Consider the following 16,225-nt stretch of genomic DNA (forward strand, 5'->3'; position numbering starts at 1 on the left):
GCCGCCGTCAGGCCGCCCGGCGGAACGTCCGGCGATAGGCCGACGGCGTCACGCCGAGCGCCGTGGTCAGGTGGGCCCGCAGCGACTGGGCCGTGCCGAAACCACACCGCCGGGCGACCTGCTCGACGGGCAGGCTCGTGGACTCCAGCAGGGTGCGGGCGTGCTCCACGCGCTGCCGGGTGAGCCACTGCCCGGGACTCTCGCCGGTCTCGTCGCGGAACCGGCGGGTGAAGGTGCGCACCGACATGGCCGCGTGCCGGGCCATGTCGGACAGGGTGAGCGGCTCGTCGAGGCGGTCCAGCACCCAGGTCCGGGCGGCGGCGGTGCTCGTGCCGCGGGCCCCGGTGGCGGCCGACCCGGAGGCGTCGCCCCGCGCGACGGCCCGCTCGACCGCCACGGGCCGCTTGATGAACTGCGCCTGGCCGCCGTCCCGGTGCGGCGGCACCACGGTGCGGCGCGCGACGTCCTGCGCGACCGCCGTGCCGTGGTCCCGGCGCACGACGTGCAGGCACAGGTCGACGCCGGAGGCGACACCGGCCGAGGTCAGCACGTCGCCGTCGTCGGTGTAGAGCACATCCGGGTCAAGGGCGACGCGCGGGTAGAGCTGCCGGAAACGGTCGCTCTCCAGCCAGTGGGTCGTGGCGGGACGGCCGTCGAGCAGCCCTGCGGCGGCCAGCACGAACGCGCCCGTGCAGATGGACATGAGCCGGGCGCCGGGCCGGATGCGGGCGAGCGCCGCGGCGAGCTCGGGTTCGAGGACCGGGTCGCCGGCGGCCGGGTCCGTGCCGTCGGGACCGGAGGTGTGCGACGCCGGGACCACCACGGTGTCCGCCGTCTCCAGGACCTCGGGCCCGTGCTCCACCTGGACCAGCACGTCGGAGTCGGACCGCACCAGCCCCGGGCCGCCGGGCGTGCAGGTCACCACCTCGTACAGGGGGCGGTGCTCGGCGTCGCGCGCGATGCCGAAGATCCGGTGCGGGATGCCGAGCTCGAACGGGATGAAGCCGGGCCGGATCAGTACGGCGACACGGTGCCGGCGCGGGGTGGTCTGGGCCATGCCTCGATCATATGGCCCGAACCTAGCGATGTGTGTCCTCCGGGCCACTGTTTCTCGCCGCCGCGCCCCAGCATGCTGATCCCGTGACCCAGACAGACGTCCCCGTGCCGGCGGGCCAGAACGCAGCGCAGACCCCGGACGCCCCGCGTCGCGCCCCGCGCATCCACCCCGCCTGGTGGGTGGCCCTGGTCAGCTTCGTGACCGTCATGTGCGCCGCGGCGTTCACCGCCGCGCCCGGTCTCTTCGTGGACCCGCTCAACGCGGAGCTCGGCTGGTCGCGCGCCACCATCGGGTTCGCCGTCGGCCTGCAGTCCGTGCTGTACGGGCTGACGGCGCCGTTCGCCGCCTCCCTCATGGACCGGTTCGGCATGCGCCCCGTGGTCAGCATCGCTCTCGTCGTGATCACGGGCGGCGCCCTGTCGACCGTGTGGATGTCGGAGCCCTGGCAGTTCGTGCTCGGCTGGGGGCTCCTGGTCGGCGTGGGCAGCGGCAGCATGGCGCTCGCGTTCACGGCCACCGTGACGGGGCGCTGGTTCGTGGCGCGGCGCGGCCTGGTCAGCGGTGTGCTGACGGCGGCGACGGCGTCGGGCCAGCTCGTCTTCCTGCCCCTGCTCGCGTGGATCGTCGAGAACCAGGGCTGGCGCCCGGCGTCGGTCACGGTGGCCATCGCCTCGCTCGTGGCCATCCCGCTCGTCCTGTTCCTGCTGCGCGACCACCCCGCCGACATGGGGCTCGCGCCCTACGGCGGTACCTACGCGCCCAAGCCCGCGCCGACGCGCGGCGCGGCCCGGCGCGCCGTCACCGCCCTGTTCGACGCCGCCCGCACCGGCCCGTTCTGGCTGCTCGCCGGGGCGTTCGCCATCTGCGGCGCGACGACGAACGGGCTGGTCCGCACCCACTTCGTGCCCGGCGCGCACGACCACGGCATGCCGATCACGGTCGCCGCGAGCCTGCTCGCCGTGATCGGGGTGGTCGACGTGATCGGCACCATCGGGTCCGGCTGGCTCACCGACCGGTTCTCCCCGCGCGTGCTGCTGGGCGTCTACTACACGCTGCGCGGCGTCGCGCTGCTGTTCCTGCCGTCGCTCATGGCCCCGCACGTCGAGATGCCGATGCTGTTCTTCATCGTGTTCTACGGCCTGGACTGGGTGGCGACCGTGCCGCCGACCCTCGCCCTGTGCCGCGAGTTCTACGGCGAGGACGCGCCGATCGTGTTCGGCTGGGTGCTCGCGTCGCACCAGGTCGGTGCGGGTGTGGTGGCCTTCGCGGGCGGTCTGGTGCGGGACATGACGGGCTCGTACGACGCCGTCTGGTACGGCGCCGGCGCGCTGTGCGCGGGCGCCGCGCTCATGTCGATGGTGATCCGCCGTGTCCGGCAGACCACGGCGGACGTGTCAGCCGCGTGAGTCCCTCGGGGGACCTGTACGTCTGACAGGTCGCCCGGGTCTGACAGGTCCGGTGGTCCGGCCGTCCCTCGGACGGGCGGGGCGGTGGGCGCGGGGCGGTCGTATTCTCCGGACCATGAGCACTGCCCTGCACCCGTCAGCCGCCGGCCTCGCGCCCGCCACCGTCGTCGTCTCCGCCGGGCGCCCGGCCCGCGAGCAGGGCGGGCACATCAACCCGTCCGTGCCGCTGAACTCGACGTACGTGTCCCGCGGCGTCGTCAGCCCGGACGAGCTGTCGTACGCGCGCGGGGACAACGACGCCTGGCACCCGTTCGAGGAGGCGCTCGCGGCGCTGGAGGGCGGGGCCGACGGTGGCGGCGCTGTGGAAGACGGCGGGGTCGCTCCCGCCACGGCGATCCTGTTCTCGTCCGGGATGGCGGCGGTCGCCGCTGCGTTCTCGCTGGTGCCCGACGGCGGCACGCTCGTGCTGCCGCGGCACGCCTACCAGGCGGGCATGGTGCTGGCGCGCCAGATCTCCGAGCGGCACGCCGTGACCCTGCGGTACGTCGACATCGCGGACACGGACGCCGTGGTCGCGGCCCTGGACGGCGCCGACCTGCTGCTCGTCGAGTCGCCCACCAACCCGATGCTGGAGGTCGCGGACCTGCCCGCCGTGCTGGGTGCGGCCCGCGCCGCCGGTGTGCGCTCGGTGGTCGACAACACGTTCGCGACGCCGCTGGGTCAGCGCCCGCTGGAGCACGGCGCCGACGTGGTGCTGCACTCGGTCACCAAGTACCTGGCCGGCCACTCCGACGTCGTGCTGGGCGCGCTCGTGACGCGCGACGCCGCCCTGGCCGCGACCCTGCGCGAGCACCGGACGCTGCACGGCGCGATCGCCGGGCCGTTCGAGACCTGGCTCGCGCTGCGCGGGCTGCGCACCCTGGCGCTGCGCTTCGAGCGGGCCCAGGCGAGCGCTGCCGAGCTGGCCCGGCGGCTCGCGGAGCACCCGGAGGTCGCCGAGGTGCGGCACCCCTCCCTGCCCGGCGACCCGGGGCACGAGCGCGCGAAGGCGCAGATGAACGGGTTCGGCGCGATCATCGGCGTCCGCCCCCGGCCCCGGCCCGGTGCGGGGGACGCGGCGGTCACCGGCACGGGACTGGCCGCGGGGGACGCGGCGGTCGCTGGCACGGGACCGGCCGCCGTCGAGCGGGCGGACGCCGTCGAGCGGGCCGCTGTCGACCAGGCCGCCGTCGAGCGGGCGGCCGCTGTCGACCAGGCCGCTGTCGACCAGGCCGCCGTCGAGCGGGCCGACGCCGTCGTGGACGCCGTCCGCCTGTGGCTGCCCGCCACGTCGCTGGGCGGCGTGGAGTCGATGCTGGAGCGCCGCCGCCGCTGGGGCACCGAGGCGCACACTGTCCCGGAGGACCTGCTGCGCCTGTCGGTCGGCATCGAGGACGTGGAAGACCTCTGGCGCGACCTGGACCAGGCGCTCCGCGCCTGACCCACCGCCGGCCAACCTGCTGACGACAACCCCGCCGAGTCAGCCATCTGGTCCGACCACCCGACTGACTCGCCATGGCAACCCTGCCGAGTCAGCGGGTTGGTCGGACCACCTGACTGACTCGGCAGAGTTTTCGTGTCGAGTCAGCCAGATGGTCGGACCACCTGGCGACCATGTCGAGTCAGCGGGTTGGTCGGACCAGCCGACTGACTCGGCAGGGTCGCCATGGTGAGTCAGCCAGGTGGTCGGACCAGCCGGCTGACTCGGCGGGGTTGTGATGGTGAGTCAGCCAGGTGGTCGGACCAGATGGCTGACTCGGCAGGGTGGTTATGGCGAGTCAGGGGGTTAGTCCAGCGGGCCCAGGAGGGACTGGGCGACCGTGCTGTGGGCGGCGTCGTCGCTGGACGGGTGGAAGATGCCCGCCAGCACGTCCCGGTACAGGCGGCCCAGCTCGGAGCCGTTGAAGTACGTCGATCCGCCGGAGACCCGCACAGCCTGGTCGACGACCTCGCGGGCCGTCTCGGTGACGCGCACCTTGAGCCCGGCGGTGGCCCGGAACCAGCCCGCGCCGCGGTCCAGCGTCGGGTCAGCCGCCGAGGCGTCGATGTCGCGGGTGATCCCGTCGATCTGGAGCCAGACGCTGTCCTGGGCCAGCGCCATGTCGGCGATCCGGCGCCGGACGTCGGGGTCCTGCGCGTAGGTCTTGCCGGTCTTCATCGACGTGCGCCTGTTCACCGCCTCGACCGCGAGCTCCAGCGCCCGGTCCGCGATCCCCGCGTACACCGACGAGAGCAGTACCTCGAACGACGTGAAGATGCCCAGCACGTACGGGTCCAGCGACGGGCCCGGCGGCAGGAGGCGCAGCACCCGGTCGGCGGGCGCGTGGGCGCCGTCGAGCAGCGTGGAGCGCGACTGGGAGGCGCGCATGCCGAGGGTGTCCCAGTCGTCGAGGATCTCGAACCCGCCGCCGTCGCGCGTGACGAACGCGTGCACCAGGCGCGGCGCGCCGTTCCGGCCGTGGCGCAGTCCGCCGGCCTTCTCCAGGCCGAGCACGCCCAGCCGCGTCCAGGCGGGGGAGTTGGACGTGAAGATCTTGCGGCCGTGGAACGTGTACCCGCCCGAGCCGTCGGGCCGGGCCTCCGTGCGCGAGCCGAGCAGCACCAGGTCGTTGCCCGGCTCGGAGTAGCCGAACCCGAACACCTCGCCCGACGCCGCCTCCCGCAGCAGCCAGTCCAGCGACGAGTCGCCGCGCTCGTGCAGGTAGCGGCCCACGCCGACCCAGACGTGGTGCATGTTCACGGCCAGCGCCGTCGCCGGCGCGTGCGCGGCCAGGCGCGCCTGCTCGTGGGCGGTCTCGTGCAGCGTGAGCCCGCCCCCGCCGAACGCCGTGGGGACCATCGCGCCGAGGTAGCCGGACGCCTGGAGGTCGGCCAGGTCCTCGGCGAAGAAGGCGTTGTCCCGGTCGTAGTCGGCGGCACGTTCGCGAATGTCGGCAAGCAGCTCACCGGACAGGAGATCGGTCACGTCACGAGGCTAACCCTGGGAGGGGCCGGGGTGGTGCTGGTTTTCGGCTGGATGTCCGGTGAGTATCACCGCAGGGTGAATTGTGCCCAGAACGGTGGGTTGCAGCCGGCGGGCCCGCACGGCCGCGTAGAGCTCCGCGGCGGCCCGCGGGTCGTTGACGTCGCGGCCGGTCAGGTCGGCGACGCGCGCCAGCCGGTTCAGCACCGTGTTGCGGTGGCAGTGCAGCGCCTCGGCGGCCCGGGTGCCGGACCCGCCGTGCTCGAACCACGCCTCGACTGTGGCCAGGAGCAGCTCCTCGTCCCGCGGGTCGCGCTCGCGGAGCCCCCCGAGGACGGCGAGGGCAAGCTCGCCGGCGCGTCCGTCGTCCGCGGCCAGCAGCGCGTCCAGCGGGCGGTCGCCGAAGCAGGAGAGCCCGGCCTGCCCGGGGTACAGGGAGCGCACCGCGGTGCGGGCCTGGGCGAGGGCGGCGGGCGCGTCGGCGAGGCTGGTGAACGGGCGGCTCGCGCCGGTCCGGGTACCCGCGGCGAGACCGGCCAGCGCCTCCTGGGCGTCCGGCGAGGTGGGGGCGGCCACGAGCGTGAGCCGGTCGCCCTCGTGGATCAGCCAGCGGGTGGTCACCCGGGCGGCGTCGGACGCCGCGGCCGGTCCGGACGCCGCGTCCGGCGTCGCGCCGGACCGCGGACCCCGTGCCGCACCCGACGTCGAACCCCGCACCCCGCCCGACGCCGGACCCTGCGCCGTGACCGCGACCACCAGCATCACGTCGGCGGGCAGCCCGAGGGCGCGCCGTGCGGTCTCCAGGTCCTGGACGACCCCGGTCAGGATCCCGCGCAGCAGCTCGGTGCGGGCCATGCTCTCGCCGAAGCCCGCCGCGGCCTCCAGGTGGCTCCGGACCGCGACGTTCGACGAGCGGTCGATCGCGGACCAGACCCGCGAGGAGGCCCGCAGCAGGACGCCGGTGTCGGACTGGTGCCGCAGCCGCCGGGCGAGCTCCTCCCAGATGCGCAGCCCGGCCAGCCGGTAGGCGTCCTGGAGCAGGTCGAGCTGGATGCCCTCGGCGGCGGTGATCCGGCCGGTCTCCCGGGCGGGGGCGAGCGACGAGGTCTCACCGGCGAGGGCGGTGAGGATCTCCGCGACGTTCGCCCGGACCAGCGGCTGGACGACGGCGGCGGGGAGCCGGGTCTCGCTATACACCGGCTCCGCGTGCAGGATGCCGTCGGCCACCTGTTCGCTGAGCAGATCCAGCGCATCGCGGAGGTCATGACGCCCAGTAGCGGCGATGTCCGACATGCCAGGCAGCCTAGTCGCGGCGTCCCGGTTGTGCATCGAAGGTCGAAATGTAAAGGCGCGACGGGGTCTCGCCCTGGACCGGCTCCGACCCCTAGGCTATTGGAGCGTCGGTCAGCGAGGACCGGCGCGTCGGTCGAGCAGGCAGAGTGCGGTCGAAGGAGACAGCGGATGAGCGTGACGGACGCGCAGGCCACCACCGAGCGCGAGCTCGACCAGGCGGTCGACGAGCTCAAGGTCGGCGCGGAGCGGTGGGCGCAGCTGCCCGTCGCGGAGCGGGCGGCGCTGTTCCGGCAGGTCCACGCCGCCGTCGTCGAGGTCGCCCACGAGTGGGCCACCGTCGCGGCCCGGGCGAAGCACGTCGACCCGTCCGCGCCCTACGCGGGCGAGGAGTGGATGACCGGACCGTACGGGGCGCTGGAGAGCGCCGCGGCGTACGCACGCTCCTACGAGGCGCTCGCGGCGGGCCGGTCGCCGGCCGAGGGCCTGCGGATCGGCGCCGCCCCGGGCGGCCGCGTGGCGGTCCGGGTGCTCCCGCGCAACGCCCAGGAGTGGGTGCTGTTCAACGGCTTCCGGGCCGAGGTCTGGATGCCGCCAGGCGTGGGCGAGCACCAGGTGCGCACCGAGGCGGGGCTGGGCGCCGGGAAGGTCGGCGAGTACGGCGGGGTGGGGCTCGTGCTGGGCGCCGGCAACATCTCGTCGATCGCCCCGCTGGACGCGTTCTACGAGCTCGTGGCGCACAACCGCGCCTCCATCGTGAAGCTCAACCCCACCTTCGGCGCGCTGCTCGACGTGTACCGACGCGCGCTCGCCCCCCTGATCGAGGTCGGCGCGGTCCGGGTCGTCACCGGGGACGGCGCCGTCGGGGCCTACCTGACGCGGCACCCCGGCATCGACAAGGTGCACATCACCGGCTCCGCCGCGACGCACGACGCGATCGTGTGGGGCACCGGTGACGAGGCCGAGGTGCGCCGGGCGGCCGGCGACCCCCGCCTCAGGGTGCCGATCACGAGCGAGCTGGGCGGCGTCGCACCGATGATCGTGGTGCCCGGGCGGTGGAGCGCCGCCGACCTGCGGTTCCAGGCCGAGCACCTGGTCTCGATGCGGCTGCACAACGCGGGCCACAACTGCATCGCGGGCCAGGTCGTGGTGCTGTCGGCGGACTGGCCGCAGAAGGACGACTTCCTCGCCGAGCTGCGCGCCGCGCTCGCCCGGATGCCCGCCCGCGACCCGTGGTACCCCGGCACGGCGGACAAGGTTGCCCGCGCCGACGACACCCACCCGGACGCCGAGCACCTGGCCGGCCGGATCCTGATGGAGGTGGCCGCGGGCGACCCGGCGTGCACCGACGAGTACTTCGCGCCCGTGCTGGCGTGGACGCAGCTGCCGGGCACGGGCGCCGAGTTCCTGGGCGCCGCCGTCGGCTTCGCCAACGACTCCCTGTACGGCACCCTCGGCGCCAACGTGGTGGTGCGGCCGCAGGACCGCCGGTCGATGGGGGCCGCGTTCGACGACGCGATCGCCGACCTGCGCTACGGCACCGTCGCGATCAACGCGTGGACCGGCGTGGGCTTCCTGCTGCCGGGCGCGATCTGGGGCGCGTTCCCGGGGCACACGGTCGCCGACGTCGGCTCCGGGATCGACGTCGTGCACAACGGGAACCTGCTGGCCGGGCCCGAGCGGACCGTGGTGACCGGGCCGTTCCGCCCGTTCCCGCGCAGCGTGCTGCACGGTGAGCTCTCGCTCTTTCCGAAGCCGCCGTGGTTCAGTGGTTCCCGGAGCGTGACGGACACGGGCCGGCAGCTGACCCGCTACGCGGTGGCGCCGTCGTGGGGGCGGCTGGTGCCGGTCCTGCTCGCCGCGTTCCGCGCCTGACGACGCGCCTGACAAACAAAAGGGAGACCGACGATGGTGATCCGCAGCCAGCTGCCCGACGTGGAGATCCCGCCCGTCAGCGTGTACGAGTACCTGTTCGGCACGATCTCGGACGCCGAGCTGGAGCGCGTCGCGGTGGTCGACGGCGTCAGCGGGGCGGCCACGACGTTCCGCGCCCTCCGGGACCAGATCGACGCGGTGGCGGGGGCCGTCGCGGCGCGTGGGTTCGGGGTGGGCGACGTCGTCGCCCTGCACGCGCCGAACGTCCCGGCCTACGTCACCGTGTTCCACGGCCTGCTGCGCGCCGGGGTCACCGTGACCACCGTCAACGCGCTGTCCAGCGCGCCGGAGATCACCAAGCAGCTCGCCGACTCCGGCGCGCGGCTCATGATCACCGTCTCGGCGCTGCTCGCCGCGGGGGAGGCCGGGGCCCGGGACGCGGGCCTGCGCGACGACCAGATCGTGGTGCTCGACGGCGGCCCGGACACGGGAGCGGGCCACGCCTCCCTCGCCGACCTCCTGGCCGACCCGCACCCCGCTCCCGACGTGACGTTCGACCCGGCGACGCACCTCGCGGTGCTGCCGTACTCGTCCGGCACGACGGGCCGCCCCAAGGGCGTCATGCTCACGCACACCAACCTCGTGGCGAACGTGGCCCAGTCCATGGCCATCGGCGTCGGGGCGGACGACGTGGTGCCGTGCGTGCTGCCGTTCTTCCACATCTACGGCATGACGGTGCTGCTCAACCTGGCCCTGCGCACCCGCGCCCGGCTCGTCACGCTGCCCCGGTTCGACCTGGCCCAGTACCTGGGCGTGATCCAGGAGCACCGGGCGACCTTCCTGTTCGTGGCGCCGCCCATCGCGCTCGCGCTGGCGAAGCACCCGCTGCTCGACTCCTACGACGTGACCAGCGTGCGGGCCGTGCTCTCGGGGGCCGCGCCGTTCGGCGAGAGCCTGGCGGGCGCCGTGCGCGACCGGCTCGGCGAGCACGTGCGGGTGCTGCAGGGCTACGGCATGACCGAGATGTCGCCGGTCTCGCACGTCATCCCGTTCGACCGCGCGGACATCCCGTCCGGGTCGGTGGGGCTGCTCGTCGCGGGCATGGAGGCGAAGATCGTCGACCCGGCGACGGGCGCGGAGATCGAGCAGCCCGCCGACGGCGTCTCCGGTCCCGGCGAGCTGCTGTGCCGCGGGCCGAACGTGATGGTCGGCTACCTCGGCAACCCCGAGGCGACGGCGGCCACGCTGGAGGCGGACGGGTTCCTGCACACGGGCGACATCGTCACGGTCGAATCCGGGGGCGTGTTCCAGGTCGTGGACCGGCTCAAGGAGCTCATCAAGTACAAGGGCTACCAGGTGCCGCCCGCGGAGCTGGAGGCGCTGCTGCTCTCCCACCCGCAGATCGCGGACGCCGCCGTGATCGGGCTGCCCGACGAGGAGGCCGGCGAGATCCCGAAGGCGTTCGTCGTGCCGGCGGCCGGGGCGTCGCTGACCGAGGCCGAGGTCATCGCGTACATCGCCGAGCAGGTGGCCCCGTACAAGAAGGTGCGCTCGGTCGAGTTCATCGAGGCGGTGCCCAAGTCGGCGTCCGGCAAGATCCTGCGCAAGGACCTGCGGGCCACGGCGGGGTAGCCGGGTCCGGTAGGGTCGGGCGCGATGTCGCACCACACTCCTGAACCAGCCTCCGCCGGGGATTCCACGAACCTCGTGCCGACGCCGGGCGCTGCCCGCAAGACCCGCGTCGTGATCCTGTTCGGCGGCCGCTCCGGCGAGCACGGGATCTCCGTCGCCACCGCCGGCGGCGTCATGGGCGCGATCGACCGCTCGAAGTACGAGGTAGTGCCCGTCGGCATCACCCCGAAGGGGCAGTGGGTCATCGCGGCCGACGAGCCCGAGCGCTGGGCGATCACCGACGGCAAGGCGGCCGAGGTCCCGGCGTCCGACGCCGAGGTGGTGCTCCCGCTGACCGTGGGCGACTCCGCGCTGCGCGTGCTGGAGCCGGGCCAGGTCCCGTCCGCCCTGGCGGACGTCGACGTCGTGTTCCCGCTGCTGCACGGGCCGTACGGCGAGGACGGGACCGTCCAGGGCCTCCTCGAGCTCGCCGACGCGCGGTACGTCGGGTCCGGGGTGCTGGCGTCCGCCGTCGGCATGGACAAGCACTTCATGAAGATGGTCCTCGCGGGCCACGGCCTGCCGATCGGCAAGTACGCCGTCATCAAGCCGGGCGACTGGGACGTCCGCCGCGACGTCGTGCTGCAGACGATCGAGCCCCTCGGCCTGCCCCTGTTCGTCAAGCCGGCCCGCGCGGGCTCGTCGCTCGGCGTCTCCCGCGTGGACTCGCTGGACGAGCTGGACGCCGCCGTCGCCGAGGCGCGCCGGCACGACCCCAAGGTGATCGTCGAGGCCGGCATCGTGGGCCGCGAGATCGAGTGCGCGGTGCTCGGCGGCCGCGGCGGGGAGCGCCCGCGGGCGTCCCTGCCGGGCGAGATCGTGGTCACCGACGAGACCAAGAACGGCTTCTACGACTACGAGGCCAAGTACTTCGACGAGTCCGCGGTGCAGCTCACCTGCCCGGCCGACCTCCCGGACCACGTCATCAAGGAGGTCCAGGAGATCGCCGTCCGGACCTTCGAGGCCGTGGGCGCCGAGGGCCTGTCCCGCGTGGACGTGTTCGTCACGCCCGACGACGAGGTCGTCGTCAACGAGATCAACACCATGCCGGGCTTCACGCCGTTCTCGATGTACCCGCGCATGTGGGACGCGTCCGGCGTGCCCTATCCGGAGCTGATCGACGAGCTGATCCAGCTCGCCCTCGAACGGCCCACCGGCCTGCGCTGATCGCCTGTACTCTGCCTCTGACCAGGGCCGGGACACGTCCGGCGGATGGTGCTTGAGGCGACGGCGCTCGAGACGAGGGCGCTTGAGGAGGCAGGATGCTGGGCGAGCCCCGCTACAGCTACGCGGTGCGCGACGTGCGGGTGGCGAACGGGGTGCTCAGCATCGGGCTGACCTCCTTCGCGCTCGGCAACGTGATGCGGGTCGAGGTGATCGGCGTGGCCAAGCCGCAGCCGATCGGGGCCTGGGCCAACCAGGTGGCCTACCCGTTCTGCATCGCCGCGGTGGTCCTGCTGCTGCTCCGCCTGGCCGGGGCCGACGACGTCCCGTGGGAGGCGGCCTTCGCCACGGCCTGCGCGGGCCTCGCGTGGCCCGCGACCCGCGCGTGGCAGCGCACCGGGTTCTGGAAGCCGATCTGGAAGTACCCGGTGTTCGCCCTGCAGATGGTCACGGCCTCCCAGCACGTGCACCGCATCTGCGCGCACGACGCCCGGCACCTCGCCGCGCTGGCCGAGCTGGTGGGCGCGGCGATGAAGGACCCGTCGATCACCTACCACGGGAGCATCCAGCTCATCTCGAACGCCGACTCGCTGCACACCCTGGAGGCGGGTCGGGACTCGATGGTGCGCTGAGCCCGTCCGTGCTCAGCGGACCGTCGGGTGCGGGTCCAGCCCGAACCGCACCAGCAGCGAGGACACGAGGTCCTCGTGCAGCGCCACGTGGTCGCCGAACGCGAACTCCTGGTGCCCGTACACGGCCATGCACTGCAGGCCGTAGACCTGCCGCCAGCTCGTCACCATCAGATGGGCGATGCCGAGCGGCAGGTCCTGCCCGCCCACGGCGTCGCGGTACGTGCGCACCTGGCCGGCCAGCTCGGGGTCGAGCTCGTCGTCGGCCGGGAAGGGGATGCCGGAGGCGGCCAGCTCGCGGAACAGCGGCACGTAGTGGCCGCCGATCATCTCGGCCATGCGGCGCTGGAGGTCGCGGCTCTCGGGCAGCTCCGCGCTGATGCCGGACCCGATGACCAGGTCGAACTCCGCCGGGTTGCGGACCGCCCAGTCGAGCGAGGCCCGGGTCGAGGCGACCAGCGCCGCGCCGACGTCGCCGGGCTCCTGCCGGGCCACGGCGGCGCCGAGCGTGTCCAGCACCTCCTCGACGATCAGCTCGCAGAGCTGCGCGATGACGTCCTGCCGGTTCTCGAAGTGCCGGTACAGCGCGGGCGGCGTGACGCCGACCTCCTTGGCGATCGCGGCCATCGTGAGCTTGCTCAGGCCGTGCTGCCCGGCGAGCTGGTGCCGGGCCGCGTCGAGCACCTCGCGGTGCAGCTCGTCACGCAGGCGCTCCCGCCGGGACTGGACGGGCGGGTCCGCGTCGACGGTCGCCGGCTGCCCCGTGGTGGGTCGTTCTCGCACGGCAGGGCTCACTGACACTCCTTCGTGGCAGGTACCTGGGACACGGCGCCGGCGAGGTCGGCGATGAACGACGTTGAGTGGTCGTCCGTGACCGCGGGCGGCACGACCACCTCGACCGCGGGGTCGCGGCCGTAGGTGACGAACGACCAGGTGCCCTCGTCGTCGGTCCTGACGATCCAGTCGACGGTGGTCCCGTCGCCCGAGTCCACGTGCTGGCAGTCCCCGGACGGGCCGAGCTGGTCCACGCCGCAGCGCATCGTGACGGCGCCGCCCGGCTCGCCCCAGGCCGCCGTGGCCTGGGCGTCGGTCGGCACCTTGGGCAGGTCCTCGCCGAGCTCGTCCGGCACGGCGAGCAGCACCTCCGCGCACAGCGGGTCGGCGGCGTCGGGCGCGACCTCCACCCCGATCGTCCGCGCGCAGCCGCCCAGGGCCACGGCGGTGAGGGCGGCGGCGGCCAGCACGGCGACGGTCCGGGGGGTGACGATTCGGGCGGGAAGCACGGAGATACGTTACCCGCCCGGTGAGCGTGCCCGCCCCGGCGCCCGCCTTGGGTGCGTGCCGGTGTGCGCCCCGCGCGCCGGGCCGGATGCCGCCCCGGAGCGGCGCGGCACCTTAAGGTCTTCCAGTGACCCGCGTCCGTGACCTCTCCGAGGAGCAGATCCTCGAACGCATCCTCCCCCTGCTGCCCCGGGGGAGCGCCACGCTGCTCGGCCCGGGCGACGACGCCGCCGTGCTCGCCGCCCCCGACGGACGGTTCGTGGTCTCCACGGACGTGCTCGTCGAGGACCGCCACTTCCGCGCGCGCTGGTCCACGGGGTACGACGTCGGACGGCGTGCCGCCGCGCAGAACCTCGCCGACATCGCGGCGATGGGCGCCCGGCCGACCGCGCTCGTCACGTCCCTGGTGGTGCCCGGCGACACCGACGTGGAGTGGGTGACGGGGCTGGCCCGGGGACTGGCCGACGGCTGCGCGCCCGCCGGTGCGGGCGCCGTGGGCGGCGACCTGTCCGGCGGTCCCTGCCTGGTCGTGGCCGTCACCGTGCACGGTGACCTGGAAGGACGCGCACCGGTGCTCCGGTCGGGCGCGCGGCCGGGCGACGTCGTCGCGCACGCCGGGGTGCGCGGGTGGTCGGCCGGCGGGCTGGCGCTCCTGGAGGCGGGCCTGGTCAAGGAGCCGCCGTCGCCGGTGCCGCTGGAGGTCGGCGAGGGCGTGCTGCTGGAGGACGCCTGGGAGCGGTTGGTGTCCGCGCACCTGCGGCCCGAGCCGCCGCTCGCCGCGGGGGTCGCGGCCGCCGCGGCGGGGGCGACGGCGATGCTCGACCTCTCCGACGGTCTGCTCCGTGACGCCGGGCGGCTCGCCGCCGCGAGCGGCGTCCAGATCGACTTCGACGCCAGGGCGTTCCCCGCCGACCGGGAGGAGCTGCGCTCGGCGGCGCGGGCGGTCGCCGCGGCGTCGGGCCTGGGTGACCCCGGGTGGGGGCCCGGCCGGTCCGACGTCGACGGCGTGCTCGACGGCTGGATCTGGGGCGGGGGAGAGGACCACGGGCTGCTCGCCACGTTCCCCGCGGACGCGGAGCTGCCGGCGGGCTGGACCGCCGTCGGACACGTGCTGGAGCCGGGCGAGGCGCCGGCCGTCACGATCGGCGGCGCGGAGCCCGACGTCGGACCGGGCTGGGACCACTTCCGGGCGTGAGGCCGGGACCCGTTGCGGGCCGCACCCTGCCGAGGCTCAGCGCTTGCTGCTGAGACTCAGCGCTTGCGGAACCGGAGCTGCGTGAGCGGCTGGCCGCCGATCTCGTCGATGCGCTCGGTGCCGTCGTGCTGGAAGCCGTGCCGCCGGTAGAAGTGCTGGGCGCGCTCGTTGCCCTCCAGGATCCAGAGCGTCACGGAGCCCGAGTGCAGGCCGTCGAGCACGGTGCGCATGAGGTCGCGCGCCACGCCGCTGCCCCAGACGCGCGGGTGGAGATAGATGGCGTAGATCTCCAGGTCGCCCGGTTCGGCGTCCTCGTCGCGCGACGGCCCCACGCTGGTGAACCCGATGGGCCCGCTCTCGTCCTCGGCGACGAGGACAGTGGTATCTCGCGCGGTCACCGCCGCCGTCCACTGCCCGGCCCGGTCGGTGATGTCGAGCGAGGCCAGGTAGGAGTCGGACAGGATCTCTGAGTAAGCACCACGCCAAGAGGCGATGTCGACACGAGCGATAGCTTCGGCGTCGGTCGTCGTTGCTGGGCGGATGGTCACGTCTTCCGGTGCCATCATGACCTTACCTTTTCACCGTGCGGGGCCCTGCGCAACCACTTCTTTGGTACCAGATGAAGGTTCTGGAAACGCCGAAGACGCCCGCCGGCGAACCGGCGAGCGTCTTCGTCAAGCATGTGCGGGTCGCGTCAGCGACCCGGCTGCGGCAGCGTCAGGCCGAGACCTTGCGCGTGACCTTGCCGGCCTTGAGGCAGGAGGTGCACACGTTGACGCGCTTGGGAGTGCCGCCCACGATCGCGCGGACGCGCTGGATGTTCGGGTTCCAGCGGCGCTTGGTGCGGATGTGGGAGTGCGACACGCTGTGCCCGAAGCCCGGGCCCTTGCCGCAGACGTCGCAGTTGGCAGCCACGGTGTCTCCTGAATGTCGTGCACGCCGGTGCATAACGACAGCACGACGTGATGATGGTCTAAAGGGAACGCCTGGATACTTCGGAGCAATCAACGCTTCTTGGCGTTCCAGGCAACTTCGACAGAGTACCTGATGGCGGGCCGCGCCCTCAAACCGTAGCCGCGGGGTGGTGCGTCACACCGACCGGACCGGGGGCTGTCCACAGGCCTGTGGGCGGCCGGACGCAATCATCCCACCCGCTGGGTACGGTGGGATCCGTCCGAGCGGGTGCCCGGGCAGCCGGTCGTTCGTGGCGCGAGCATTCGTGACACCAGGTGCAGGAGGGCAGAGCGTGACCGACGTCGACAGCGGCAGCCGGACGGCCGAACCGGGTCCCCAGGCGTACCCGCCCGGGGCCGGGCTCGACGACCCGGGCGTCGTGCGCGCGTGGGCGCGCGGGGCCACGGCGGCGCTGCGGCGCGAGCGCGAGGCGATCGACCGGGTCAACGTCTTCCCGGTGGCGGACGCCGACACCGGGACCAACCTCTACCTGACCCTCCGCGAGGGCGACCGGGCGGTCGCCGCGGCACCCGCCGACGCCACGGGACCGCGGCTCCTGGCCACGCTCGCCCGCGCGGCGCTGCTGGGCGCGCGTGGCAACTCCGGCGTGATCCTCAGCGAGTGGCTGCGCGGGCTGGCCGTCGCCGCCCGGCGCGGCGGCACCACGGCGGACCTGCTCACGCGGGCGGCGGCATCCGCCCG

The 16,225-nt window shown here is 73.9% G+C and carries 15 protein-coding genes; 8 read left to right on the forward strand and 7 right to left on the reverse strand.

Translation table 11 applies throughout. The features are described 5' to 3' along the window. Window positions 1-7: 7 nt before the first annotated feature. The gene (locus tag ACFWEJ_RS03385; protein WP_377227797.1) at window positions 8-1,057 is read right to left on the reverse strand and encodes a GlxA family transcriptional regulator; all 1,050 of its coding nucleotides are present in this window, start codon (window positions 1,055-1,057) and stop codon (window positions 8-10) included. Window positions 1,058-1,140: 83 nt separating this feature from the next. Between ACFWEJ_RS03385 and ACFWEJ_RS03390 the strand changes: the two genes are divergently transcribed. Further along, window positions 1,141-2,463 (forward strand): MFS transporter, encoded by a 1,323-nt coding sequence (locus ACFWEJ_RS03390; protein ID WP_377227798.1) that lies wholly within the window; start codon window positions 1,141-1,143, stop codon window positions 2,461-2,463. Between the two features lie 115 nt (window positions 2,464-2,578). After that, on the forward strand, window positions 2,579-3,943 hold the full coding sequence (locus ACFWEJ_RS03395) for a trans-sulfuration enzyme family protein (RefSeq protein WP_377227799.1): 1,365 nt from the start codon (window positions 2,579-2,581) through the stop codon (window positions 3,941-3,943). 345 nt (window positions 3,944-4,288) lie between these two features. Here ACFWEJ_RS03395 and ACFWEJ_RS03400 read toward each other — a convergent pair whose 3' ends face one another. Next, entirely contained in the window at window positions 4,289-5,467 is a 1,179-nt protein-coding gene (locus ACFWEJ_RS03400; protein ID WP_377227800.1) for an acyl-CoA dehydrogenase family protein, read from the reverse strand. Window positions 5,468-5,476: 9 nt separating this feature from the next. Further along, the gene (locus ACFWEJ_RS03405; protein ID WP_377227801.1) at window positions 5,477-6,757 is read right to left on the reverse strand and encodes a PucR family transcriptional regulator; all 1,281 of its coding nucleotides are present in this window, start codon (window positions 6,755-6,757) and stop codon (window positions 5,477-5,479) included. A 168-nt stretch (window positions 6,758-6,925) separates the two neighbouring features. Here ACFWEJ_RS03405 and ACFWEJ_RS03410 point away from each other — a divergent pair, with 168 nt between their 5' ends. The 4 genes from ACFWEJ_RS03410 (at window position 6,926) to ACFWEJ_RS03425 (ending at window position 12,096) form a co-directional block, all read left to right on the forward strand. Then, window positions 6,926-8,629 carry an aldehyde dehydrogenase family protein gene (locus ACFWEJ_RS03410; RefSeq protein ID WP_377227802.1) on the forward strand — a complete coding sequence of 568 codons (1,704 nt, stop codon included), beginning with the start codon at window positions 6,926-6,928 and terminating at the stop codon, window positions 8,627-8,629. A 33-nt stretch (window positions 8,630-8,662) separates the two neighbouring features. Continuing rightward, entirely contained in the window at window positions 8,663-10,261 is a 1,599-nt protein-coding gene (locus tag ACFWEJ_RS03415; protein WP_377227803.1) for an AMP-binding protein, read from the forward strand. 24 nt (window positions 10,262-10,285) lie between these two features. Continuing rightward, window positions 10,286-11,467: a D-alanine--D-alanine ligase family protein gene (locus ACFWEJ_RS03420; RefSeq protein ID WP_377227804.1), complete on the forward strand. Its 1,182-nt coding sequence runs from the start codon at window positions 10,286-10,288 to the stop codon at window positions 11,465-11,467. Between the two features lie 95 nt (window positions 11,468-11,562). Next, a complete protein-coding gene (locus ACFWEJ_RS03425; protein ID WP_377227805.1) occupies window positions 11,563-12,096 on the forward strand; it encodes a hypothetical protein in 534 nt (177 codons plus the stop codon). A 12-nt stretch (window positions 12,097-12,108) separates the two neighbouring features. Here ACFWEJ_RS03425 and ACFWEJ_RS03430 read toward each other — a convergent pair whose 3' ends face one another. Both ACFWEJ_RS03430 and ACFWEJ_RS03435 read right to left on the reverse strand, forming a co-directional pair. Then, window positions 12,109-12,888: a TetR/AcrR family transcriptional regulator gene (locus ACFWEJ_RS03430; protein WP_377227806.1), complete on the reverse strand. Its 780-nt coding sequence runs from the start codon at window positions 12,886-12,888 to the stop codon at window positions 12,109-12,111. Further along, entirely contained in the window at window positions 12,885-13,376 is a 492-nt protein-coding gene (locus ACFWEJ_RS03435) for a DUF3515 family protein (RefSeq protein ID WP_377227807.1), read from the reverse strand. The genes ACFWEJ_RS03430 and ACFWEJ_RS03435 overlap by 4 nt, the downstream gene beginning before the upstream one ends. A gap of 125 nt (window positions 13,377-13,501) precedes the next feature. Here ACFWEJ_RS03435 and ACFWEJ_RS03440 point away from each other — a divergent pair, with 125 nt between their 5' ends. Further along, on the forward strand, window positions 13,502-14,569 hold the full coding sequence (locus tag ACFWEJ_RS03440; protein WP_377227808.1) for a thiamine-phosphate kinase: 1,068 nt from the start codon (window positions 13,502-13,504) through the stop codon (window positions 14,567-14,569). A 56-nt stretch (window positions 14,570-14,625) separates the two neighbouring features. Here the strand turns inward: ACFWEJ_RS03440 and ACFWEJ_RS03445 are convergent, their stop codons facing one another. Next, a complete protein-coding gene (locus tag ACFWEJ_RS03445; RefSeq protein WP_377227809.1) occupies window positions 14,626-15,135 on the reverse strand; it encodes a GNAT family N-acetyltransferase in 510 nt (169 codons plus the stop codon). Window positions 15,136-15,286: 151 nt separating this feature from the next. Continuing rightward, window positions 15,287-15,484 carry a 50S ribosomal protein L28 gene (rpmB, locus tag ACFWEJ_RS03450; RefSeq protein ID WP_119143026.1) on the reverse strand — a complete coding sequence of 66 codons (198 nt, stop codon included), beginning with the start codon at window positions 15,482-15,484 and terminating at the stop codon, window positions 15,287-15,289. Window positions 15,485-15,815: 331 nt separating this feature from the next. Between rpmB and ACFWEJ_RS03455 the strand changes: the two genes are divergently transcribed. Beyond that, on the forward strand, window positions 15,816-16,225 hold a 410-nt coding region (locus ACFWEJ_RS03455), incomplete at its 3' end, for a DAK2 domain-containing protein (protein ID WP_377227810.1).

The organism is Promicromonospora sp. NPDC060204 (assembly GCF_042728455.1).
In the GTDB taxonomy this organism is placed as follows: domain Bacteria; phylum Actinomycetota; class Actinomycetes; order Actinomycetales; family Cellulomonadaceae; genus Promicromonospora.